This window comes from Natronoflexus pectinivorans (assembly GCF_004345615.1).
In the GTDB taxonomy this organism is placed as follows: Bacteria; Bacteroidota; Bacteroidia; order Bacteroidales; family Marinilabiliaceae; genus Natronoflexus; species Natronoflexus pectinivorans.
In genome coordinates this window covers 1-24,027 of sequence record NZ_SLWK01000004.1, presented here as the reverse complement: position 1 = coordinate 24,027, position 24,027 = coordinate 1, and the positions used below count along the sequence as shown (strand labels likewise).

Genomic DNA, 24,027 nt, shown 5'->3' with positions numbered 1-24,027 from the left:
TTTAATACTTACCTGTCAAACTTGTCTGCCGGCATATTATGTTGGGCGGTTGTATATTACTTCTTCATACAATAATTTATGCAACATAAAACGATGCTTAGAAAAATATTTTTCCTGAGCATGTTTTTCTAATTTCGTGCTTAGGAATTTTTTTTCCTGCGCAGGAAATTAATCCACTATTCTTTCATAGATTTTCCTGATTTCAAAATCTCTTTGAGCTGGATCATTGTCATGAAAATTAAATTTGTCCACAACATTGTAGATTACCGTCTGAACATTTGTGACATTTACAGTAATGAATTTATTAATGAATCTTTTCAATACTATTTGGGATTGCTCTCCGGATGAAACAGATGCTGTTTAGAACTTCTTAGATAAATTTGAACGCATTGTTGAACCTTGCATTCAATCTTTGATATGATGTCCTAACACAATGATTTTGTAAATTCCACAGTAATATTTTACCTTTATATGGGTAATTTTTTTTGGAAAACAAATATGCAAGTTATGGCAAAAGTATATATTCTATTGGCAGACGGGTTTGAAGAAGTTGAAGCTTTAACTCCTGCCGATGTTTTACGCAGGGCAGGTTTTGAAGTTTTTTTAGTTTCTACAACCGGAGCTCCAGTCATAACTGGTTCACATGATATCTCGGTGAAAACAGATGTTTTTCTGAACGATGTGGATTCCGGCGGAGGCACCATGCTGATACTCCCCGGAGGTTTGCCGGGTACAACAAATCTTTTTGGAAATGAAAAGGTAAAGTCCTTGATACAAAAGTTTTACGATAAAGGTAAGTGGTTGGCTGCAATTTGTGCCGCACCTATGATATTAGGTGAAATGAAGCTACTGGATGGCCGAAAAGCAACCTGCTATCCCGGTTTTGAGAAGCACTTGCACGGAGCAGAACTAACCAATGAACAAGCTGTGACGGATGGAAGGATTGTTACCGGCCGGGGAATTGGCGCTGCCATGGATTTCTCTCTTGAAATTGTGAAAAATTTATCCGGTGATGAATCTCTTACAAGTGAGTTGGCTAAAAAGATGGTTGTTAGTTAATTAAATGGTGTTCCTGAACCATAATTCAAATATAATGTTTAAGAATTATAACTAAATTCTTATACATTTTATGCAATCTCCTGTTATTTATTGGTTTCGCAATGATTTAAGATTATATGATAATCCTGCGTTGTTGCGTGCCATTGAGACCGGTAAACCGATAGTTCCGGTATTTATTTTTGATGAGAAATGGTTTGATGAAAACCCGTTGGGATTTCCGTCAATGGGCGACTTTCGTAAACAGTTTCTTACTGAAACGCTCTTTCAACTTCAGAAAAAAATAGCAAATGCCGGTAGTCATTTGCTTGTTTTTACCGGAAATGTTAATGAGATTCTGTTAAAATTGTATTCCCAAATAAATGCATCAGCCATATATGCTACCAAAGAGTATGCACATGATGAGATATTAGCAGAGAATATGCTTAAGAAAAAAGTTTCTTTGAAACTTTTTTCCGGTAATATGCTATTTCCACCGGAATCTTTACCTTTTTTACCGGAGACTTCTCCATTCTATTACACACGTTTCAAAAACAAGGTTTGGGAATTAGGACAAGGTGTTTCACAGGAAAAAAACATTATCAGAATTCCATCCATCAAAATCTCATTAAATGAAGATTTAGAAAATATGTTGACTGTATTATCTGAACCCGACAATAATATACGATTTGCGGGAGGGGAAGATGCCGCCATGGAGCACTATTATTCGTGGATTGCCGCTGAAGGCCTAAATCGTTATCAGGAAACCCGTAATCAACTGCAAGGAAACCATTTTTCATCCCATTTGGCGCCGTGGATTGCAAATGGGTCACTATCGGTGAGATGGTTGTGGCAAAGAATTCATGAATATGCCCAAGAACATTCTGTTAACGAGGAGTCGCTGGTAACTTTTTGCGAACAGCTTATTTGGCGGGAGTACTATCGTTACATTATGATGCGATACGGAAATAAATTGTTTTGGGTTAAAGGTTTACGGCAGAGCGAACATGGCATGTATGATGATTTGGAGGCTTTTAACGACTGGAGAATTGGTACTACCGGACAACCCATTGTTGATGCTTTGATGCGAGAGTTATTGCATACCGGATTTATGAGTAATCGAGGTAGGATGTTGGTTTCCTATTATCTTGCAAAAGAGTTAAAAGTAAATTGGCAATGGGGTGCCGCATGGTTCGAGAATCGACTCATTGATTATGAGGTTTATAATAATTACGGTAACTGGGCGTATCAATCAGGACGAGGAACCGATAGCAGGGTAAATCGAAGATTTAACCTGACAAAACAAGCAGAAAAGTTTGATCCAGATGGCAGCTTTCGAAAAAAGTGGTTGGAATAGATAAACGCGGAGGCGCTAAGATGCAAAGTAAGTAGCACATTCAAAGCATTTTATAGCGGCTTTATCCTTTATGTGGTTTTAAAGTTTTAACCTACATAAAATAGAAAATATTTCTTAAATTCGTATCCAATCGAATACAGCTAAATGAATGTACATAATTAAGAAAACAATTGAATTTGACAAATGGCTGAGAAAACTAAAAGATATAAGAGCCAAAGCCAAAATATTGTTTCGCATTCAAAAAATTGAGAATGATTAACACTTTGGTGAATGCGAAGCCGTTGGGAATGGTATTCGGGAGTTGAAAATTGACTATGCTAAAGGATACAGGGTATATTTTAAGGAATTCGAAGGTAAAATAATTATTCTACTCATTGGTGGAAATAAATCAACTCAACAGAGAGATATTGAAAAGGCAAAGGAGATTTTAAAGCGACTTAAATTGTAGAAAAATGGAAACTTCAAAATTTGATATAGCTGACTATTTAGATAGTAACGAGATGATAGCAGGATATCTTAATACTGTTCTGGCCGAAGGAAACGAATCGGATATTATTATAGCTATTGGTCATATCGCAAAATCAATTGGTATGACGAAGATTGCTCAAGAAACTGGATTAAGTAGACCAAGTTTATATAAAGCTTTGTCAGATGGAGCGAAACCTCAATTTGAAACAATCATGAAAGTCTTAAGAGCTATCGGTGGACAGATCCAAGTAAATCCCCTGTCTGCCTAAAGAAATAGAATTACAATATCATACATAGCCAATGGTAGGATTTCTTTTTGAGTTACTCTTTCTTGGATTTAGGCTTTTTATGGCTGACAGCGAGACTGTCAGAAGAACCCCATATGGATTAAGATTGAACAATTAAGTTTATAAAAAAATATAAATGAAGGTAACAATAATTGGAACAGGCGGAGTAGGTGCCTATTTTGGAGGACGAATGGCAAAAGCCGGACATGATGTAACGTTTGTTGCACGTGGTGAACATTTAAAGACCATGCTGGAAAAAGGTTTGCAAGTGAAAAGTATTAATGGTGATTTTTTGGTGTCGCCTGTTAAAGCTACTTCAGAAATTGCGAAAACCGGAGTGGCTGATTTGGTTATTGTGGCTGTAAAAGCCTGGCAACTGAAGGAGGTGGCAATGCAACTTAAAAATGTTGTAGGTGAAAATACACTCGTGTTGCCGCTGCAAAACGGAGTTTTGGCTAGTGAAGAATTAAAGGAGGTGTTGCCTCATAAGAATGTTTTAGCCGGATTATGTCGCATCATCAGTAAAATTGAAAATTCCGGGATTATTAATCATTTGGCTGTGGAACCTACCATTGTTTTTGGAGAAGCCGATAATTCTAAAACCGACAGGGTTTTAGAATTGAACTCAATATTTGAGGCATCCGGTTTCAAATCTATGGTGGCAAAAGATATCCAGTCAGAACTGTGGAAGAAATTCATCTCTATATGTGTCAGTGCTTTGTTGGCCGTAACGCGTTCCACTTATGGTGAAGTGCGTGAACAGCCTGAAACACGAGAGATGATGTACCGATTGTTTAAAGAAGTAGCAGATGTAGCTGCTGCAATGAATGTGTATATTAAAGAGGATTTTGTGGATAAAACCATGGGTTTTATCGATACATTCCCATATGATTCAACCTCATCGCTTACGCGGGATATTTGGGAGGGTAAACCTTCAGAGTTGGAGTATCAGAATGGAACCGTGGTACGGCTGGCTGAAAGGGCCGGGGTTGATGTCCCAGTAAACCGATTTATTTATCACTCTTTGATTTTGATGGAGAAACGGGCAAGAAGTTAACCGGTTTTATATTAAAAAAAGGCTGAAACAAAAGTTTCAGCCTTTTTAATGAGTGTTATATTAAATCAGAATTTTATTCTGCATGTTTTTAAAGCTAGTTTCAATGGCTTCCATTGCTCTGCCATCGCGAGTGGCATCCTGCTCTACAAAGAAATATTTCATTCCTGCCACATCGGCTACTTCCATAATGGCTTTATAGTCGATGATTCCTTCTCCAACAGGTGCGAAAAACTGATCCTCACTATCTTCCATGTCTTTGATGTGCCAAAGTTCGAATCTGCCGGGGAATTGCTTCATGAGATCAACGGAGTTGAATCCGGCACGTGCTACCCAATAATGATCCAATTCAAAAGTTAAAAGATCAGGATTCCCTTCTTTTAGGAATATGTCAGTGTAAGGAATTAGTCCATCTACTTCGAAGAATTCAAAGTCGTGGTTATGATAGGCAAACCTGATTCCATATCTTTTAAATACTTCTCCTATGATATTAAGTTCTTCTACAAACTGCCGATAGCTGTCGGCACTTACTCTGCGTTCTTCAACTAACCATGGCTGCACGCAGTATTTCACTCCCAGTTCGGCATGTGCTTCAGCCATGATGTCAACATTGCTGGTATCAACACCTTTTACTTCAACGCCTGTGTGACTGCTGATGATTTCCATTCCAAGGTCGTTGACCAGATTTTTAAATTCGGCGGGAGAATAACCATAAAATTTCCCATTGTTATACCCGGCCAACTCAAGGTATTGGTAGCCAATGTCGGCAACTCTTTTTAAAGTGCCGGCAACGTCTTGATTCATTTCATCACGAATGGTATATAATTGTATACCAATTCCTGATTTAACAGCTGCTGGTGCTTGTGGCGATGCACACGCAGACATACCATACTTACTTAAAAGGGCAGCTCCAAGAACGCCCAACGAAGTGGTTTTGATAAATTCACGTCTGTTCTTAATTTTCATGATGGTGTGATTTGTTAGATGTGTAATTGTTAAGAAATTGTTGCTAACAAAAAAAAGCATTTTTTTTTGAAATTCAAAGGCTAAAATATAGATAAACACAATGAATTGTGAGGTTGTAGTATGTTTAGAGCAATTAAAAAAAATAAGGTAAGTTGAAAAACTTACCTTATTTTGAAATCCTGCGAGTCTCAAGTCAAATCTGAATTGTCTCCATCTCTCACCCCCTAACCCGTTCGACTGAGTGTTCGACTGAGCTCACACCGAAGTCTCACGTCGAAGCTAAGGGGGAACCGCTAAATGCACCATATCAACCCGTTATTTTATGGTTGACGTTACACCAGGGATTTTATGTGCTTTTATATTAGTTTGATAATTAATTGAACAGTTTTAGCGCTTCTCTTCCGGCGTTAAGCATTGGCTGAATATCTATATCAGCCCCAACTGCCTGACGCATCCAATGGTTGGGTGTTAAACGACCAAGCATAAACATTCTGTCTGTTTCATCAGCGAATGATCTGTTTTGGATATATTCTTCCAACTGAAACTCAATGATGTTACCATAAGCATACGCTGAAAGATAAAGCGGGTAGCTGATCATATGGCTGTAAATGGCCAAAATTGGCTGGTCTTTGATACCATAAACCGGAGCGTAAAAATCATTCCAAATATCTGTGGCAAGCGTAATGACTGCTTCTTTTAATTGTGTTGCCGTTGCAGTCGGGTTTTCGTATAGCCACTTCCAAACTCGCATGTCAAGAAGCGACACACCCATAATCTCATAAGATGCCCATATCAGATCCAATGTTTGCAGAGCTTCTTCAAGCGGATCGGTTGAAGGCATACCAAGCAAATCAAGATCACGTTTTTGATACATAAATGCCAAAGCTTCTGTGAATGCGGTATTTGGAACGCCGTTTAGCATATAATAATCTACATCGTAAAGAGATATGGTTTGCTCCACATTATGCCCCAGTTCATGCATGGCAATGTTGTACCCTTTGTAATCCATGCCATCAGTTGGTATGCGTGTACGCAGGTATGAGTTTTGTCCACGTATGGCCGCTCCCCATGCGTGACCTGAGCCCCGCGCTGCATCTACGCTTATTTTTTCTGCTAAGTAGTTTGCTCTTTCCCTTTTGTAGCCAAGTTTTACCAGTAAGTTTGCGATATCGTTTTCAAAAGCTACGGCATCGGGATATAGCCTTCGGGTTACTGCACTTAATTCATCTTCACCAATGGCTCCTCTGGCTTTAAAACCATCGTACCATATATCAAAGGGTTGCAGAGGACGTCCAAGCCTGTTTGAGATTAAATTTCCAACTTCCTTTAATACATCAGAGCTGAGGAATTCAATAAAAAGTTCTTCAACTTCAGGTTGAGCAATTTCCATACTTCCTTCAAAGTTTCTTCGTATATAGGTGTCGAGAGGAGAATATGCATCCATGGCTTTTAATGCCTGGAAGTTATTGATGATTTGTTGGTACCTCATATCCGGTTCGGGGATAGCCTCAACCTCTTCCTGGTTTTTGAATAACTTATTAGAGTAGGGTGCCCACTTGTATTCAGGATTATTAATGACCTGTTCAGGAATGGTTTGCCTGATTATATGTTTCATCACTTCGTATATCATCTTTTGCTTTTCCAAGCCTTCATCACCAAGCGGATAGTTGGCCTTTAATTCATCCCGTAAATTCCAGTGAGAAAGTAAAACCATATCCTCAGGAAAAATGGTTTTGTTTTCTTCGGTTAAAAGTTTACCGGCCTGAATGTTGTATTGACTGATATACATTTCCGAATCAGTACTAACCCTTGAATAGTTCTGTATAATTGAAGCAGGTGTTCGAGAAGTGAAAAGGTCTCCCAGTCTTGCATAGGCCCAGTTCAGCCTGTCCCATGATTTTCCGTACTCTTCTTTTTCTTGTAAAGAATAGTAAGGAAAATTTAAGGTGATGTTAAATGCTATTTTATTGTCAAACAGGTCGTTTTGTAAATGTGCACCTGCACTATATGCACCAAATGCTGCATCAATTGGTAGGATCTCTCCTAAATCAACGTGGATTGGTCGTTGTAGTCCCAGGGCAATTTGATTAAAATGGCCGTAAAGGGTTTCAATATGAGTACTCACTGAGTTGAAAAAGGCTTTTCGCTCTTTATCGGTAGGAATAAAATGTTCCTTACACCAGGTCTTGAACTCATTATTGTCGCCGTCTGCCGGCCACCACAAAGAGGCGGTGTGATTAACTCCACGAGTTAATCTTTCAACATCCGTATCCGGATGTTTTTTGATTATTGCACTGATGGTTGATTCTATAACTTCGGATGGAATTACCGATTTCTGTATTGTTTCATCCTGAGATGACTGTTTGCAATTGGTCATATTTATGACTGTTATTAAAAGTAGTAAGATTTTACGCATGGCAGTATATATATTATTTGAATATTCAAAAATAGCGACTCTGTTTGAATTCCGCATGGTACTTTAACTTTTTTTTAACAAACCATAAGACGTTAAATATGTTATTATTAAAGAGGATGACATATGTCATGTGTTTGATTTGTTACGAAAACCATATCCAGATAAATAAAAAAGTATATATTTGCATATATAAAAAACTAAATACGAAATAAGATATGAAGATTGAAACTTTATGCCCCGTATCGAAAAAGATGATTAACAAATGGGTTCCAAGAATGAGTGCAGTAATTACAACTCTTTTAATGTTGCTCTATTTGTACACCCAGAATTATTACATTGTATTCTTTTTAACCGTGGATTTTGCATTCAGAGGCTTTGACAAATCTGAGTATAGTCCTATTGCATGGCTGGCAAAGTTTATTGTAAAAGCGCTGCCATTTAAGAAGGAGGAGGAAAATGCCGGTCCTAAATTTTTTGCGGCACGCATTGGCTGGGTATTTACCATGGTAATTTTATTACTTACTGCTTTTAATTTAACGACTGCTGCATTAGTTGTTGGAGGTGTGCTTACCTTTTTTGCATTTCTGGAGGCTTCAATAGGTTTTTGTACAGCCTGTTATGTTTATCCCCATCTTTTGAGGCTGTGTGGTATGACACCTGGTGGAAAACCACAAGAAGGGAGTTACTTTAAACAGATGGAATTATAAACAGAGGTACAGGGAGGGATATATAAAACGAGTTGTTTGATAAGACAACTCGTTTTTTTGTGCAATTATTCGAGGTGCTACATTTTTAGCGATGTGTTTGTTTAGTAATTATTTAATTCGATCAGATTTGGCTGAAAACCGTAAGATTATTATTTAATAATGAATCTAGTAACAGAAAAATTACATTGATATGAATCCACATATTTATTAATTATTTATATTTGCATGCCTTTTAAATTAATAGTTCGTTAATCTTTTTTATTTGCCTAATTATCAGATATATAAACCTGTACAGGTGGGATCTAATTGTCTGATAATAAGAATTTTGCTTGTATCTTAAATCTAATATCTGAAAGTCTAACGATTTATTGTTTAATAATATTTATTGTTAATTAAATAACTCTGACCTAAGTATGATTAAAAAACTGCTTTGTGCAACATGGATGTTGTGTGTTACTGCTGTTGTAAGTTCTCAGGTAATTACCGTAAGCGGCACAATATCTGATTCTCAAACCGGCGAACCTCTCATTTCTGCAAATGTTTATGATGTAAACACTCTCACCGGAACAGTCTCAAACCTTTATGGTTTCTATAGTGTAAAGTTTCCTTCTGATTCTATTAGATTAATTGCGTCCTTTACCGGCTACCAGTCCATCGAAAAGAATATATGGTTAAGAAGAGATACTGTTGTTAATTTTATGTTAACACCTACGGTTGAGTTGGACGAAGTTGTAGTAACGGGGAATTCTCCTCTGCAGTCGGTGCAAAGCACACAGATGGGAACCATTAACCTGTCGCCATCTACCACTGATATATTACCGGTTTTAATTGGCGAAAAAGATATCATAAAAACACTTCAGTTGATGCCTGGTGTACAGGGAGGCACAGAGGGAGCCAGTGGATTTTATGTGAGGGGAGGAGGTCCTGATCAGAATTTGATTCTTCTGGATGGTGTACCTGTTTATAACGTCAGTCATCTTTTTGGGTTTATTTCTGTTTTTAATTCCGACGCAATTCGAAATGTCACCTTAACAAAAGGTGGTTTTCCTGCACGTTATGGCGGACGGTTATCTTCTGTTTTGGATGTGAGAATGAAGGAAGGGAATAATAAGGAGTTTAAAGGAGAGGCATCCATTGGGATTCTCTCTTCAAGCGTTACGCTTGAAGGTCCTATTATTAAGGACAGAACTTCTTTTATGGTATCAGGTCGCCGTTCGTATTTTGATTTGCTGACATACCCGTTTCAAATGATGTATAACAAAGAAAACGATGATGAGAATATTTGGATAGGTTATTTTCTGCATGATTTTAATGGAAAAGTAAATCACATCATAAACGATAAGCACCGATTATATTTCAGCATTTATACTGGAAAGGATAAGTTTTTTGCACGCGACAAATATAAAAGCAACTGGTTTGATGGAGAAAATCATTATTCATATCAGTATAATGATAAAATTGGTTTAAACTGGGGAAATACTACTGTAGCATTCCGTTGGAATTACTTCATTAATCAGGAACTTTTTGCCAATTTTACGGCTACTGTAAGTAATTATAAGTTCCAGATTTATAATGACTATAAATACAGTTCCGGTAGTACAAATGCACCTGACAAAGAAGACTACTTCTTTGAGTATTATTCACAAATCAGGGATTTTGGTTTAAAAGCCGATTTCGACTACATCCCAAACAACGACCACTATGTGCGATTTGGATTTCAAAGCACCTTACATCAGTTTTCGCCTGGAGTTACTGTTTTTAGGGAGCAATATAATGATGCAGTAAATCCAACCGATACGGTATTTGGCAATCGAAATATTCCTGCTTATGAGTTTATTGCATATGCCGAAGATGACTGGTCAATTAATCATTGGTTAAAAATTAATGCAGGTCTGCATTTTTCAATATTTAATGTCCAAAATAAAGCTTACGCTTCTTTGGAACCACGTCTTTCAAGCCGTTTTTTGTTGAGTAAGAATTTATCATTAAAAGCTTCTTATGCCAGAATGCAGCAATATTTGCATTTGCTTGCCAACTCTTCCATGGGATTGCCTACCGACTTGTGGGTCCCATCCACGAAGAAGATTAAGCCTCAGGTTTCAGACCAGGTTTCATTAGGCCTAACCTACGCCTTAAATAATCAATATGAGTTCTCGGTGGAGGGTTATTATAAATGGATGGACAGGTTGATTGATTATCAGGAAGGCGCGGGTTTTTTCGACTTGAACCGCGGAGATTGGGAAGAACTGGTGACAACCGGTACGGGAGAGAGCTACGGAGTTGAGTTTTTTGCTCAGAAAAACTCCGGAAAACTGACCGGGTGGCTTGGATATACTCTGTCGTGGTCGAACAGACAGTTTGAGGAGATAAGTTTTGGGAATAAGTTTCCTTATAGTTACGACTCAAGACACGATATTGCCATTGCAGCAACATATAAAATAAACGAAAGGAGAGATTTTGGTGCAGTGTGGACTTATCGCACCGGTTATCCTTTTACGCTCGAAGATGAAAAGTATAATTCTCAAACCGGTTATTTCCCCGAGCCTGGACTTGCGACAAATGCTAATCAATCGCAATATGACCATTATGGATACATACGGGAATCATCAATTCTAAGAATAGAGGAAATTGAGCATTTTCAAACCAGAAACAATTATCGCATGCCGGGTTATCATCGCCTGGACGTTGGCTTTAACTTCCATAAACAACGAGAACGAACCCACAGAACCTGGAGTCTTGGTGTTTATAATGCCTATGGACGTAAAAATCCGTTTATGATTTACACGTCAAAATCGTACGATTGGAATACCGGTGTTGAGTCTACAAGACTTAAACAGTTGAGCCTTTTTTCATTTATTCCCTATGTGAGATGGAGTATTAAGTTTTAGTCTAAACGTATTGTCGACAATCAATAATTAAAAAATTATGGAAATGAATCATCCTTTCAAATATATAGTCTATATAATCTTTTTGTTGCTTTTTGTTGTTTTTGTAAGCAGCTGTGAAGACACCGTGACAGATTTTAAGATTAAGAGTCAACCATCAAAGATTGTTTTAAATGGCTTATTAGAGCCTGATAGCATAATAAAGGTTCATCTGCATAAAAGTGCAGGTATTGACGAACTATTGTTGAATACCGCAATTGAAAATGCCGAAGTAGAATTATTTGAAAACTCTATTTATATTGGCACGCTGAACCATACAGGTTATGGTTATTATGCTATGGATAATGTATACCCAAAAGCTGGTTCAACATATCGAATAGAAGCTCATGTGGATAAAATTGGAATGGCATGGGGTGAAACAACTATTCCTAAGACTCCGGAACTAAATGAAATCGTAACCACCTATCGCTACAACGTACCTGAACGCGGCTGTTCGGGTTGTGGTCTAACCAATCGTTTTAACATGGAGATTAAGACAGAAGTAGAACCGGGTGAGTTGTATTTCCTTGCAATTTCCGCCATGGGCTACAGATATTTGATTGAATATGGAACACCTGAGTGTGAAGAGCTTTATAACTCTGAATACGATTATTATTACAATGATTGTGTTTTTCCTGAAGCTGATACCTTGGGTCTATTCCCTCAAATGATTGAGATTGCAACCAATGATAAAAGGAATACCTTTTTAAAGAGTTCATGGAACAGCGGAATGAAAAGCTATTGGCTAAGTTATTTTGACTATGAGGAACTCGGGCTGAAGCAGTATTTTTCTAATGAACATTTCAGAAATGAGGCTTTAACCATAAATATCGATATTGTTTCCTCCAGATTATATAATAATGAAGGCTCAAAATTTGATTTGTTGGTTTACAGATACGATGAAAACTATTATAAGTTTCTACTCTCCTTGGCACGCAGAAATGAGGCGGAAGATTTTCTTTTTACCGAAAAAGTATCGATTTACTCCAATGTGGAAAATGGGTTAGGGGTGTTGGGCTCTGCATCGGGAACGGTTGTGACTGTTGAGTATGATGTTGAGAAGTTCACGCAAACAAGTTTATACGATGTCATAGATTTAGATTAGTTGTGAATTGTAACTGACATTATAACCGCCAGTCTGTCCATTTGTCATATTGCTGCCTTTGGCATACGCTTTGAACTATTGCCTGCGCGTTAAAATGAGACGTACGTCTCATTTTATTCAAGTATTTTTTAAATAATTCAAAACATAAATATTATGCAAAAGGGAAACATTGGTGTAAGTACGGAAAACATTTTCCCCATCATTAAGAAGTATCTTTATTCTGACCATGAAATTTTTCTACGTGAGTTGATTTCCAACGCAGTGGATGCCACGCAAAAGTTGAAAACTTTTGCCAGCGTGGGAGAATTTAAGGGAGAACTTGGGGATACCACGATTCGTGTAAGTATTGATACAAAAAAGAACACCATCACCATCAGCGACCGCGGTGTTGGTATGACTGCCGAAGAGATTGAAAAGTACATCAATCAATTGGCTTTTTCCGGTGCCAACGATTTTCTTGAGAAATATAAGAAAGATGCCAATGCCATTATCGGGCACTTTGGTTTAGGGTTTTACAGCTCTTTTATGGTATCTAAAAAGGTTGAAATCATTACCCGTTCATTTAGGGACGATGCTCAGCCGGTGAAATGGAGCTGCGACGGTAGCACCGAGTTTACCATCGAAGATGCTAAAAAAGAGGAGAGAGGCACCGATATTATTCTTTATATCGACGATGAAAACAAGAACTTTGTCGATAAAAATGAAATCAGCAAACTGCTGAAGAAATATTGTCGATTCCTGCCGGTGGAGATTGCTTTTGGTAAAAAGACCGAATGGAAAGATGGCAAAGAGGTTGAAACGGATGAAGACAATGTTGTAAATGAAACCAATCCGCTGTGGACTCGCAAACCTGCCGATTTAACGGATGAAGATTATCAAAAGTTTTACAGGGATTTATATCCCATGTCGGACGACCCGTTGTTCAACATTCACCTGAATGTGGACTATCCTTTTAACCTGACAGGTGTTCTTTACTTCCCAAAAATTAAGAGCAACATTGAAATTCAGAAAAACAAAATACAATTATACTGCAACCAGGTGTATGTTACCGATTCGGTTGAAGGCATTGTACCTGAGTTTTTGACACTTTTGCATGGTGTGCTTGATTCACCGGATATTCCTTTGAATGTTTCCCGTTCGTATCTGCAAAGCGATGGGAATGTTAAGAAGATTTCAAGCCACATTACAAAAAAGGTAGCCGACAGATTGGAGGAAATTTTTAAATCCGACCGTAAGATTTTTGAAGAAAAGTGGGACGACCTGAAGCTTTTCATCGAATATGGAATGCTCACTGATGAGAAGTTTTACGATCGTGCAGTGAAATTTGCCTTACTCAAAAACACCGAAGGCAAATATTTTACCTTCGAAGAGTACAAAGAGATTGTTAAAACCAACCAAACCGATAAAGATGACCAGTTGGTTTATTTGTACAGCACCAATAAAGATGACCAGTATACTTTTATTGAAGCTGCCAAAGCCAAAGGTTATGATGTATTGTTGATGGATGGACATTTCGACAGTCATTTTGTAAATCATATTGAGCAGAAATTTGAAAAAACACGTTTTGTCAGGGTTGACAGCGATGTTGTTGACAAGCTGATTCCGAAAGACGAGCAGCACGAAATGAAATTGAGTGCAGAGCAGAAAGAAAATCTTACTTCGGTGTTTTCATCACAGGTGCCACAGGTTGCAAAATCGCATTTCATGGTTTCATTTGAGGCTATGGGAGAAACCGACACCCCGGTAATGATTACACAGCAGGAGTTTATGCGCCGCATGAAAGAGATGAGTGCGCTACAGGGTGGTGGAATGTTTTATGGTGAAATGCCGGATAGTTACAATTTGGTGGTGAATGGAAATCATCCTTTGGTTACAAAAATTGCCGGCGATGTGGATGAGCAACTAGGTGAAAAACTAAAAACCATCAACAGCAGGGTTACTTCGCTCAATAGTCGTAAATCGGAGTTGGAAGCCGCCAAAAAGGATAAAAAGGACGAGGAAATTCCACAAGCCGAAAAGGAGGAAATGGATGATGTTGAGAAGAAAATCGGTGAGCAAAACAACAAAAAGAGCGAATTGCTTAAAGATTATGCCTCAGGGAACAAGCTGGTTTCTCAACTGATTGATTTGGCTCTGCTTTCAAATAACATGTTGAAAGGTGAGGCTTTGAATAAGTTTGTTAAGAGAAGCATTGAGTTGATATAAAAATAGATTGTTAGAAAGTTATATTTTAGAACATTAGATGTTTGTCAGTAAGTAAATATTTTGATGTTGAAGGATTTTGATTCGCCCCTTTAGGCTTCGACTTGAGACTTCGGAGTGAGTGTTCGATTGAGCTCACACCGAAGTTTCAGAGTATCACTCTGCCGAAAGGGAGTCAGAGGGGTGAGATTATGGAATTAAATGCATCTTGCTGACAATATAAGCAGCTTAATAAAACACAAAGAGCACAAAGATTCAATTAATCTTTGTGCTCTTTTTTATTAGATTGAGTTATCATAACCAATCGAAAGTATGTATATGTCTGTAGTTTTTTGGTACAAGCTTCTTTAACTAGCTCGAATTTTTCTGATTCTTCCAAGTAATTCATCAAAATAATCCTTATCAAACCGCTTTCCTTGTTGTAGACTTTCATCGTCTATTGTGTTCTTTTGTGTCATAAACGTGAATTATGCTGCAAAATCAGAATGGAATTTTAGTTCGCTAAAAATTAGCTTGTAAAGCTAGATTTATCTCAAATCAAAAAAAAACGTTTATGTTTCACAAATATGTATGTTGTTACAAAACGTTTCATTTAAGTTAATGCAGTACCAGTAATTTTAAACTAATCAACAACTTTTTTCTCAATATACCTCGAATTAAGCAAACGCAAAGCTCCCATGTAATCAAGCTTAAACTCAACCAAATCGCCAACCTTGTAGGCACGAGGATTGTCATTTAAATCAATTACCACCATATCGGAACTGGCTCCGGCTATTTCGATGTTCGAATCAGATGGAACAATGTGAGCAACCTCTACATCAAGAATTCCAATATCAATTAATGCCCTGCAAGTGGTGGCATCGGGTTCAATGTGACTAAAATCAAAGGTTTCACCTTCAACATTGTGTCCCAACTCGCCGGAAGGAGCCTTTGGCTTTTCTGTTACTTCAATGATTTCAGTAAAAAGTGAAATCACATCGTTGTGCATAAACGGAAATGTGGAGTTATTATACACATCGGACGCCAAAAAAAGCGTATCACCTACCCTGAAATGATTAATTCCATCGGGAAGTTGATTTTGTAATACCAAAGGAATGGTAACCGATGACCCACCCGACACATAAGGGATTTTAACATTAAAACGAGCTTCAATCAACTGTTTGTATAAACTCAACTGAATCAATTTATCTTCATTAGGCAATACACCGTACAAACAGGACAAGTTGGCACCAAGTCCAACCACCTCAATGTTTGGAAGTTTAAAAACTGATTCGTAAAAGCCAAGCAAATCATCGCGCATCACACCTTCGCGCAATTCGCCCAACTCAATCATGATGATAACTTTGTGGGTTTTACCTTGTAAACCGGCCTCAGCTGACAACATCCGAATGGTTTCCAGCTCGGTATTAAAACTGATATCGGCAAATTGAACAATGCTTTTGATGGAGCGTTTCGCAGGAGGTTTTATATATATCGTTTCAACCTCAGGGTTGATTTTTTTGATGGTTTTAAGGTTTGTGACTCTTGAGTCACAAACCTGTTTTACATCTAAAGAAAATAACTCTTTCAAATAGGTTGCATTACCGCACAAAAGTTTGGTAACTACAGCCCATTCAATGTTGTTTTTTTTAAATAAGTCGTCTAAGTATAAAAAATTCTCCCGAAGTTTAGTCCTATTGAGAGTGATGTAAGCCATAATGTGTAAAATATCTTTAACCTGATTTATTAAAGGAACATCACACTATTCAAATTGTTCTAAATTTTATTCACAACCTAAAAAGAAGTTTATGCGCTTCTTCTGTATTCAGATTTTTTATTGGTTCTGCGATTGGAAGAGTTCCGATTGCCTTTAAAGGTATTACCTGTTTTATTCACCACCTGTTTTTGGGTTTTTACAGGATTCATATCCTGTAATGGATATGAATGGGAATCAACCACATCTACCTTTAAGCTAATCAGCTTTTCAATGTCCCGCAAATAGGCTTTTTCTTCAGCATCACAAAAAGAGAGTGCAGTACCATTTGATCCGGCGCGGCCGGTTCGTCCAATACGGTGAACGTAGGATTCGGGAATATTTGGTAAATCAAAATTGATAACGTATTCCAGGTTATCAACATCAATCCCCCTGGCGGCAATGTCGGTGGCTACCAAAACGCGGGTGGTTTTATCCTTAAAATTGGACAATGCACGTTGACGTGCATTTTGAGATTTGTTTCCATGAATGGCTTCGGCGTTGATTTTGTTTTTCTTCAGCACCCTTACCACTTTATCGGCTCCATGTTTTGTGCGGGTAAACACCAATACAGAACTCATTTTATCATTACCCAACACCTCAATTAAGAGCGGCATTTTATTGTTTTTATCAACAAAATAAACCGACTGGTTAATGGTTTCGGCGGTTGAAGAAACTGGTGTCACCTCTACTTTTACAGGATTCCTAAGTATTCCCGATGACAATTTCACGATTGGCGGTGGCATGGTGGCCGAAAAAAACAGCGACTGTTTTTTGGCAGGTAATACTGCTAAAAGTTTCTTTATATCATGAATAAAACCCATGTCAAGCATACGGTCTGCTTCATCCAAAACAAATATTTCTATATTTTTCAGTGAAACAATTCCCTGATTCAGTAAATCAAGCAACCTTCCCGGGGTTGCCACAAGAATATCCACACCGACTCGCAGCGCTTTTACCTGCGAATGTTGGTTTACACCGCCAAAAATTACTGTGCTTTTCAAACCGGTAAAGCAGCCGTAAGTTTCGATGCTTTCTCCAATTTGAATGGCTAATTCGCGAGTTGGGGTTACAATCAAACTTCTGATTTTTCTTTGCTTTTGCGAATATTCACTACCTTCGCTTAAGAGTTGAAGAATAGGTATTGAAAAGGCGGCTGTTTTGCCGGTTCCGGTTTGTGCACAGCCTATTAAATCTCTTCCTTTCAGTATTTCTGGGATGGCTTCGGCCTGTATGGGAGTTGGTTGTGTGTATCCTTCCTTTGTAATTGCTTTTGAAATAGGCGCAATCAAACCTAACGATTGAAATGTCATAAAAATTTATTAAATGAAGTTTGCCTTTGCAAACTATAACAATTGCAAAGATACAACAATATATCGAAACTGTAATCATCTAAAATATAAACGCATGAACTATATCCTTTCAATTATTGCGCTTTTCTCTTTGAATATTTCGATAATGGCACAATCCATTGCCAAGCTGGAGGTGAAAGCAGGCGATTTTGACCGACAGAATATTGTCGTTAACGCAATTATTGACAACGCCTTACACCACAAGGACAAAAACTTAATACTGTACGAAATTAAAGGGAACCAGAAAATTGAAGTAGCATCTCAATTCACTTTTTCCGACCATCTTCAAATTCATTGGAGAATAGATGGATTGATGAAAAAGGGTGAAACAAGAAGATATGAACTGAGAATTAGCACTGCTGAAACGAACAGACGAAACCATGCAAACATTCGTAAAACGGATGATTCATACATATTATTTAATGACTTCCGACCGGTTTTACATTACAACCATGCCAAAGCGCCGCTTGCCGGCGGCATTGATGCATCATTTTCAAGGAGCGGGTATATTCATCCTCTCTTTTCGCCGTCAGGAAAAGTTCTAACTAACATTCAGCCTCCCGACCATATTCACCATTACGGATTATGGAATGCATGGACGAGCACTGTTTTCAGAGATTCATCGGTAGATTTTTGGAATCTGGGTCAAAGACAGGGACACGTGAACTATGCCGGAACCATTTCTGCCACACAAGGAGAAGTTTATCAGGCATTAAAAACGCTCCATCTTCATGCAGCCATCGACAGCCTCGGCAACAACATTACAGCACTTAATGAAACGCTGGAAGTTAAAACTTATCAAACGGCAGAAAACATTAACATCATAGATTATACATCATCATTTTATTGCGATGACGAAAGCGGTTTATACCTCGAAGAGTACCGTTACGGAGGATTTGTTTTCCGCGGCAATGAAACATGGAACGGCAGGACTGTTGTGATGTTGACCTCAGAAGGAAAAGATCAGGATAATTCTGACGGAGAGCGAGCCCGTTGGTGCCTTGTAAATGAGACTGGAGAGAATCCGTCCGGCATTCTCATCATGAGCCACCCGTTAAATTTTAACCACCCGGAACCTCTCAGAACATGGAATTCAAATGCCAACAGGGGACGCAGTAATATTTTTGTGAATTTTAGTCCCATCAGAAACAGCGACTGGACTATGAATTATGGCGAAAACTACACGTTGCGATATCGCATCATAACATTCAACGGCCGCTGGACTCAGCATAATGCCGAACGCGCCTGGCAGGATTTTGCCCATCCGCCAGTGGTGAAAGTGATTTATCAATAATTTTATGAAATCCTTTCCATAAAGCTTGTCTGTATCTTAGAACTTCTTTTGCGTTTCCTTTCAGTCTGTATTCACTAATGGAAAGTGTTTTAAGTTTTGACTTTTCAAAAACGTAAATAAATTTCACATTTTTTTCTTTTTAGGAAACTAGTTTAAACTCCAATGTAATCATAGATACAGCCCTGTTTACCTCTGAGTAAGCTCCTTCAATAATTGATGCTTGGTATGAGTTCATCGAATCTTGATTTATATAATAATTAGATAATAAGGGTTTTTCAGATGCTTGTTTTGGGAATATGAGAAAAAAATCCAAACACAACCTTGTTTTTGTAAGAAGTTAATAATGAGAGATTAGAAGTTTTAAACCGCTCCTCGCTCTCTTAATTTTCGCAATTCATAGGCTACTTGTGCAGTTTCCAACTTTTTCCTAAAAGTTATTTTAAATCTTTATTCCTAAAACCAAAAGAACGAGGACTTAACGATAATAGCACTTCCAAAAACTCAACTTGATGCTCTTTTTTTAAATCTGGGGCAGCTATTTTTAGACCATTCTTATTTGTAATTGAAACTTGATATTTTTTGTATACTTGTTGGTCTAGTATTGATAAGTCTATATCCAAAATGGTTCCTATATAGCGATTGTTACAACGTATAAATATGCCAATAAATTAATGGCTGGCTTCTTGAGCTTCAAACCGGGCAAGTCCGGTTTATTAATAGTGGTTTCAACTCTTAGTAAACAGCCGCTTTTATTGTTGTAACATTTGATGGTCGATATTCCAGAGCAAACTGACCCTCTTATTGTCCCCACTCCCTAAATTGCAAATTTGAGACTGCCATTCCGGCGGATATTGACCTCTTTTAAAGGAAATTTGAGTCAAAAATCAGAGTTTTGAGCGGTCAAAGCAGCATTTTTTGATCTAAATCTACTGGATGATAAATTTTGGGAGCGAAATTTCAATTTTATCCCCAATTCCGGAGCATGCTGACCCTTTCAGTCAACAATTGTTCATGCTATTTTCCGGAGCATATTGACCCCTTTATATTTTTCATCTGCAATACGTTCTGGACTATGCTGACCCCTTCAAAGGCCCCAATCTTACCGGAGCATGTTGCCCCCCCCTTTGGTTTTTGATTGCTCGTTTTCTGAGTTATTGGTTTTTTAGTGGTTTATCCACAAACCATAAAATGAGAACCAGATGGCAGGAAAAATTATTCGTATGAGTCAAATAAAACAATTATTGCATTTACATCAGGCAGGCAAAAGGATAAAGCAAATTGCCTGAATACTTCAAATAAGCCGTAATACAGTTAAGAGCTATTTGGATCGCTTAACGCATACCGAAAAGAGTATTGAAGAACTTTTACAAATGGATGATCCTGTTCTTGAAGCTCATTTGCATGCAGGAAATCCAGCATACAAAAAGAGCAAAGAATATATTGATCTAATGGAACGTACTCCATACTTGTTAAGCCATTACTTATACATGATGTTGAACTAAATCCCTACGGGATAGCTCCTTTCAAAAATAGCATAAATCTTTTTAGCCACAAATCGTTTTAACTGCATTATTCACTTGAAAATAGTGCAGTTATGAGAAAGAAAACAAGCTTAACTATTGTTGAGCGCGCCATGGTACTTGTTCCTGAATTTAAAGACAGAGCCTTGAAGCTGGAGCATCAGGTGGTTCTTCGTGGCCAGAGCGCCAGTACCCTGAATAATTACATCAGGCGCATAGCCCTGTTTGTTATTTATTTTGAAAAATTGCCAGAACACGTCATCGAAGATGAAATCAACGAGTATCTGGTAACCCTGGCACGCGACCCTTATGCGCCTTCGCGCAGCAGCTTCAAACACATGGTTTACGGTCTCAGGTATTACTACCGTTTGTTGGGCATGAACAAAAAGGCCATTGCTTTGCCTTCACTAAAACAGGACACCAAATTGCCGGTTGTCTTAAATCGGCAGGAACTAAAAATGCTGTTTGCGGCACCTACACTGCTTAAGCACCGGATTATCCTTACGCTCATCTATTCTGCCGGATTGAGGGGGCAAGAGGTCATTAATCTTAAGATATCAGATATTGACTTTGAGCGCATGGTCATTCATATTCGCCAGAGCAAATACAAGAAAGATCGAATTGTTCCATTGTCTTCTGCAATGGTCATAGGGCTCAAAAAATACCTCAGTGCAGAAAATCCTCTTGTTTGGCTTTTCAACGGTAAAGAGACAGATGGACGCTACAGCGTTAAAGGATTATCCTGGGTAATGCGGGAGAACCTTAAAAAAACCTCTATCGCCAAAAGTGTCAATCTCCATTCCTTGCGTCACTCCTATGCCACACATTTATTGGAGCAAGGATTAAACATCGTAACCCTAAGGGATCTTCTGGGCCATGCCGACATCTCAACAACCATGATATATCTTCACGTAGCCCAGTGCCAGCACATTACTCCTCACAGTCCTTTAGACACACTTTATGGAAAAGCGCTGCAAAAACAAGCATGAGTTGGCTCACATTGTCCGTCAATTTGGGAAATCCTTGTTGCAGAGCGGTGAGCTATCGCCCAAACAAATCAAGGTTTTGTACAATATTGTCCAGTGCCGAACAGCCACTTTGGGTGGTCATGAGCAGGTTTGTAAGGATTGCGGTGTGATACACTACAGTTACAACAGTTGTCGAGATCGCCATTGTCCCAAGTGCCAGGGAACCAAACAGGCCCTTTGGGTTGAGAAGCTGATAAAATCAACACTTGCGGTGAAACACTACCACATCATTTTCACTGTCCCTCATGAGCTCAACCAGATTTATCTGTGGGACAGAAGGCTTTATTGCAACATCTTGTTCCGTGCTGCCAGCCGTACGCTGCACAGCTTCGGTTATACGCATTACGGTTGTGAAACCGGAGTCGTTGCGGTGTTACACACCTGGGGGCAGAACCTTTCGCTGCATCCGCACTTGCACTGCATTGTTCCGGCAGCTGGTTATTCCTTGTCGGGAAAATGGCGTCATATCGGCAAATATGAAAATTATCTCTATCCAGTGCACCAGTTGAGTGCTGCCTTTACAGTTAAATTCCTGGACAGCAGAAAAAGGGAACTGCGAAAACTATCTGCAATGGATGGCTTCAAAGTCTGCATTGAAAAGGCCCATCAAAAAAAGTGGGTGGTCTATTGCGAGTCGTCTCTGGCAGGTGCCGATCATGTCATCAGGTATCTGGGACAATACACCCATCGCATTGCCATCAGTAATCAGCGGATACTGGACGTAAATTCAACACACGTCACTTTTGTAGCTAAAGATTACCGGGACCGGGCACAAAAGAAACCGGTACCACTGACCGGTGAAGAGTTTCTGCGTCGATTCTCTCTGCATATAATGCCCGATGGTTTCGTTCGCATTCGTCGGTTCGGTATTTATCATCACTCTACAAAGCTCCATCTGGATTTGCAATTTGTGCCCGATGAGAAGCCTGACATTGAACAGATGGTAGCTGACCAAAAGGATGAAACGGCCTCAGAGCGCATTTTAAGGTTGACAGGATTTGATGTAACCAAATGCCCTCATTGCAAAGAGGGGCGCCTGATTGTCATTAGAATCCTGCCCAGGATACGGTCACCCTCAGGGCATCTGCCTTCTATGCTTTTTGCGAAGTTGCAGTAACCGACAAAATACCTCCTTAAAAAACTTCATTCACATGAGGTTCGGCATTGTATTGCCTTAACGGTAGGTTTTAAACCCAGCAGGAGCGGATTTTCGACTTTTGAGCCACACAGATCAATCATTTCTTAAGCCGAAAAGGGAGAAAACGGAACCATGGAAGCATAGGTGTTGTTGCCAAAAACATCAAAAACCGACAATAAGTCCATAATAGCCAGTTGTAGTTCTAACGGGATGTCGTTCAACCTGGGGTAATCGTTGGGTCGTTCCGACCACTCATACCCCTATATAATTACCGCCTGTAATTTTCTATTTAAATATTTCATCCAATTTTATTTTTAATTCTTCAGGTTTAATATTGATTGCTAATATGTTTCCGTTTCTATCAATTAAATAGTTCGATGGAACATACTGGATTCCTAATGCTTTTACTACGTCATTTCTCCAGCCTTCTTGCGCAATTGTATTTACCCATGATAAGCCATCTTTTTCAATAGCTTTTATCCATGCTTTCTTATCGGAATCTAATGATACACCAAATATTTCAAAACCGTCATGGGAATAATTATCATATAGTTTTCTTAGTTCAGGATTACTTTGGATACATGGACCACACCAAGAAGCCCAAAATTCAACTAATAAAATCTTATCCTTAAAATAGGATGTATTGATTAGGTTTCCGTTGGTGTCTGGAAGTTCAAAAGATTTAAATTTAGTTCCAATTTTGAAATTTTTTAATTTTGCCAATGACACTCCAATAGATTCGACATACTCTTTATCTTGAACAGTCAAGTCAAGTTTAGAAAACAAATTAGAAACTTGTTCATAGTTGAGTATCGGATCCATAGCAATATCAGATAGTATCATTCCACAAAATTGGTTCCTTGGGTTTTCGATAAATATCGTGTCAAGCTTATTATACAATTTCAAAGCAAATTCAGTATCTGACTCAAATTCTTCAAAAAACTCCATTAAATCAGCTTCTATTCCTGCTGTTTTATTACCGGTTATAGAGTTTATGTGAGTAATAGGATTATTAATTGTTACAGTGATTTCCATTGAGCTATTCTCAAGAAAGAAGCTACTGGATGAAGGTCTATCCTTAATATGCAATCTCGATTCTATTGGATAATCAACTCTACCTTCAAAACTAAAGTTTTTATTTTTAACTAATGCACTATCTCTTATCGCACCATAGCTAAGAAAGATATATCCTTCATAATCATTAGCCACTGTCCCTTTGATTTGGAAAAAATCTTGACTTTTACAGTGAATTGATGATAGAACAAAAGTAATTACGATTAGAATAATGGTTTTCATAATTTCTGTATTTAGTAATGGTTTTGATTTATAGGCGGTAACGGTCACATAGTCGAGTAGGCAAAGGGAACTTCCCCCTAAGCCTCTCACGGAACCGGACTTGAACCTCTCAGCTCATCCGGCTCTTGTTATACAAATCGATGCGC

The 24,027-nt window shown here is 38.4% G+C and carries 17 protein-coding genes and 1 pseudogene; 13 read left to right on the top strand and 5 right to left on the bottom strand.

Annotated features, from left to right (window positions below; all coding sequences use genetic code 11):
* Positions 1 to 507 precede the first annotated feature (507 nt).
* The 5 genes and pseudogenes from EV194_RS06880 (at position 508) to EV194_RS06860 (ending at position 4,204) form a co-directional block, all read left to right on the top strand.
* Positions 508 to 1,059, top strand: coding sequence for a DJ-1 family glyoxalase III (locus EV194_RS06880; RefSeq protein WP_132433306.1), 552 nt, complete (start codon positions 508 to 510; stop codon positions 1,057 to 1,059).
* 70 nt (positions 1,060 to 1,129) lie between these two features.
* Positions 1,130 to 2,392, top strand: a complete 1,263-nt coding sequence (locus EV194_RS06875) for a DASH family cryptochrome (protein ID WP_132433305.1) — start codon at positions 1,130 to 1,132, stop codon at positions 2,390 to 2,392.
* A 271-nt stretch (positions 2,393 to 2,663) separates the two neighbouring features.
* A pseudogene (locus EV194_RS17210) lies at positions 2,664 to 2,840 on the top strand (type II toxin-antitoxin system RelE/ParE family toxin); the annotation flags it as partial.
* Positions 2,841 to 2,844: 4 nt separating this feature from the next.
* On the top strand, positions 2,845 to 3,129 hold the full coding sequence (locus EV194_RS06865) for an addiction module antidote protein (RefSeq protein ID WP_132433304.1): 285 nt from the start codon (positions 2,845 to 2,847) through the stop codon (positions 3,127 to 3,129).
* Positions 3,130 to 3,283: 154 nt separating this feature from the next.
* Positions 3,284 to 4,204, top strand: coding sequence for a ketopantoate reductase family protein (locus tag EV194_RS06860; RefSeq protein WP_132433303.1), 921 nt, complete (start codon positions 3,284 to 3,286; stop codon positions 4,202 to 4,204).
* Positions 4,205 to 4,264: 60 nt separating this feature from the next.
* On the opposite strand, the gene EV194_RS06855 is transcribed toward EV194_RS06860, so the two are convergent.
* Together EV194_RS06855 and EV194_RS06850 are read right to left on the bottom strand one after the other, a co-directional pair.
* On the bottom strand, positions 4,265 to 5,167 hold the full coding sequence (locus tag EV194_RS06855; protein ID WP_165921820.1) for a sugar phosphate isomerase/epimerase family protein: 903 nt from the start codon (positions 5,165 to 5,167) through the stop codon (positions 4,265 to 4,267).
* A 373-nt stretch (positions 5,168 to 5,540) separates the two neighbouring features.
* The gene (locus EV194_RS06850) at positions 5,541 to 7,544 is read right to left on the bottom strand and encodes a hypothetical protein (protein WP_132433301.1); all 2,004 of its coding nucleotides are present in this window, start codon (positions 7,542 to 7,544) and stop codon (positions 5,541 to 5,543) included.
* 254 nt (positions 7,545 to 7,798) lie between these two features.
* Here EV194_RS06850 and EV194_RS06845 point away from each other — a divergent pair, with 254 nt between their 5' ends.
* The 4 genes from EV194_RS06845 (at position 7,799) to htpG (ending at position 14,524) form a co-directional block, all read left to right on the top strand.
* Positions 7,799 to 8,290 (top strand): DUF4395 domain-containing protein, encoded by a 492-nt coding sequence (locus EV194_RS06845; protein WP_132433300.1) that lies wholly within the window; start codon positions 7,799 to 7,801, stop codon positions 8,288 to 8,290.
* 413 nt (positions 8,291 to 8,703) lie between these two features.
* Entirely contained in the window at positions 8,704 to 11,178 is a 2,475-nt protein-coding gene (locus EV194_RS06840; RefSeq protein ID WP_207915933.1) for a TonB-dependent receptor, read from the top strand.
* A 43-nt stretch (positions 11,179 to 11,221) separates the two neighbouring features.
* Positions 11,222 to 12,319 carry a DUF4249 family protein gene (locus EV194_RS06835; RefSeq protein WP_165921819.1) on the top strand — a complete coding sequence of 366 codons (1,098 nt, stop codon included), beginning with the start codon at positions 11,222 to 11,224 and terminating at the stop codon, positions 12,317 to 12,319.
* A gap of 153 nt (positions 12,320 to 12,472) precedes the next feature.
* Complete coding sequence (gene htpG, locus EV194_RS06830; RefSeq protein ID WP_132433298.1) at positions 12,473 to 14,524, top strand: molecular chaperone HtpG; 2,052 nt, start codon at positions 12,473 to 12,475, stop codon at positions 14,522 to 14,524.
* Between the two features lie 619 nt (positions 14,525 to 15,143).
* On the opposite strand, the gene EV194_RS06820 is transcribed toward htpG, so the two are convergent.
* Together EV194_RS06820 and EV194_RS06815 are read right to left on the bottom strand one after the other, a co-directional pair.
* Positions 15,144 to 16,217, bottom strand: coding sequence for an alanine racemase (locus EV194_RS06820; protein WP_132433297.1), 1,074 nt, complete (start codon positions 16,215 to 16,217; stop codon positions 15,144 to 15,146).
* 89 nt (positions 16,218 to 16,306) lie between these two features.
* Entirely contained in the window at positions 16,307 to 17,566 is a 1,260-nt protein-coding gene (locus EV194_RS06815; protein WP_132433296.1) for a DEAD/DEAH box helicase, read from the bottom strand.
* A gap of 94 nt (positions 17,567 to 17,660) precedes the next feature.
* Here EV194_RS06815 and EV194_RS06810 point away from each other — a divergent pair, with 94 nt between their 5' ends.
* The 4 genes from EV194_RS06810 to EV194_RS17235 all read left to right on the top strand — a co-directional run bounded on the left by EV194_RS06810 (position 17,661) and on the right by EV194_RS17235 (position 22,564).
* Positions 17,661 to 18,899, top strand: coding sequence for a DUF6807 domain-containing protein (locus EV194_RS06810; RefSeq protein WP_165921818.1), 1,239 nt, complete (start codon positions 17,661 to 17,663; stop codon positions 18,897 to 18,899).
* Positions 18,900 to 20,269: 1,370 nt separating this feature from the next.
* Positions 20,270 to 20,401 carry a hypothetical protein gene (locus tag EV194_RS17140; RefSeq protein ID WP_262708653.1) on the top strand — a complete coding sequence of 44 codons (132 nt, stop codon included), beginning with the start codon at positions 20,270 to 20,272 and terminating at the stop codon, positions 20,399 to 20,401.
* Positions 20,402 to 20,493: 92 nt separating this feature from the next.
* A complete protein-coding gene (locus EV194_RS06805) occupies positions 20,494 to 21,408 on the top strand; it encodes a tyrosine-type recombinase/integrase (protein WP_132433294.1) in 915 nt (304 codons plus the stop codon).
* Positions 21,380 to 22,564 (top strand): IS91 family transposase, encoded by a 1,185-nt coding sequence (locus EV194_RS17235; protein WP_132433293.1) that lies wholly within the window; start codon positions 21,380 to 21,382, stop codon positions 22,562 to 22,564. Before EV194_RS06805 ends, EV194_RS17235 begins: the two co-directional genes overlap by 29 nt.
* Positions 22,565 to 22,870: 306 nt before the next feature.
* Here the strand turns inward: EV194_RS17235 and EV194_RS06795 are convergent, their stop codons facing one another.
* Positions 22,871 to 23,881, bottom strand: coding sequence for a TlpA disulfide reductase family protein (locus EV194_RS06795; protein ID WP_132433292.1), 1,011 nt, complete (start codon positions 23,879 to 23,881; stop codon positions 22,871 to 22,873).
* Between the last annotated feature and the right edge of the window lie 146 nt (positions 23,882 to 24,027).

Bases quoted from the DNA above. Each gene is read 5' to 3' on its own strand.
- EV194_RS17140 (WP_262708653.1), top strand. From the start codon at position 20,270: ATGGATGATCCTGTTCTTGAAGCTCATTTGCATGCAGGAAATCCAGCA.
- EV194_RS06815 (WP_132433296.1), bottom strand. From the start codon at position 17,566: ATGACATTTCAATCGTTAGGTTTGATTGCGCCTATTTCAAAAGCAATT.
- EV194_RS06820 (WP_132433297.1), bottom strand. From the start codon at position 16,217: ATGGCTTACATCACTCTCAATAGGACTAAACTTCGGGAGAATTTTTTA.
- EV194_RS06795 (WP_132433292.1), bottom strand. From the start codon at position 23,881: ATGAAAACCATTATTCTAATCGTAATTACTTTTGTTCTATCATCAATT.
- EV194_RS06810 (WP_165921818.1), top strand. From the start codon at position 17,661: ATGAACTATATCCTTTCAATTATTGCGCTTTTCTCTTTGAATATTTCG.
- EV194_RS06865 (WP_132433304.1), top strand. From the start codon at position 2,845: ATGGAAACTTCAAAATTTGATATAGCTGACTATTTAGATAGTAACGAG.
- htpG (WP_132433298.1), top strand. From the start codon at position 12,473: ATGCAAAAGGGAAACATTGGTGTAAGTACGGAAAACATTTTCCCCATC.
- EV194_RS06860 (WP_132433303.1), top strand. From the start codon at position 3,284: ATGAAGGTAACAATAATTGGAACAGGCGGAGTAGGTGCCTATTTTGGA.
- EV194_RS17235 (WP_132433293.1), top strand. From the start codon at position 21,380: ATGGAAAAGCGCTGCAAAAACAAGCATGAGTTGGCTCACATTGTCCGT.
- EV194_RS06835 (WP_165921819.1), top strand. From the start codon at position 11,222: ATGAATCATCCTTTCAAATATATAGTCTATATAATCTTTTTGTTGCTT.
- EV194_RS06875 (WP_132433305.1), top strand. From the start codon at position 1,130: ATGCAATCTCCTGTTATTTATTGGTTTCGCAATGATTTAAGATTATAT.
- EV194_RS06845 (WP_132433300.1), top strand. From the start codon at position 7,799: ATGAAGATTGAAACTTTATGCCCCGTATCGAAAAAGATGATTAACAAA.
- EV194_RS06840 (WP_207915933.1), top strand. From the start codon at position 8,704: ATGATTAAAAAACTGCTTTGTGCAACATGGATGTTGTGTGTTACTGCT.
- EV194_RS06880 (WP_132433306.1), top strand. From the start codon at position 508: ATGGCAAAAGTATATATTCTATTGGCAGACGGGTTTGAAGAAGTTGAA.
- EV194_RS06850 (WP_132433301.1), bottom strand. From the start codon at position 7,544: ATGACCAATTGCAAACAGTCATCTCAGGATGAAACAATACAGAAATCG.
- EV194_RS06855 (WP_165921820.1), bottom strand. From the start codon at position 5,167: ATGAAAATTAAGAACAGACGTGAATTTATCAAAACCACTTCGTTGGGC.
- EV194_RS06805 (WP_132433294.1), top strand. From the start codon at position 20,494: ATGAGAAAGAAAACAAGCTTAACTATTGTTGAGCGCGCCATGGTACTT.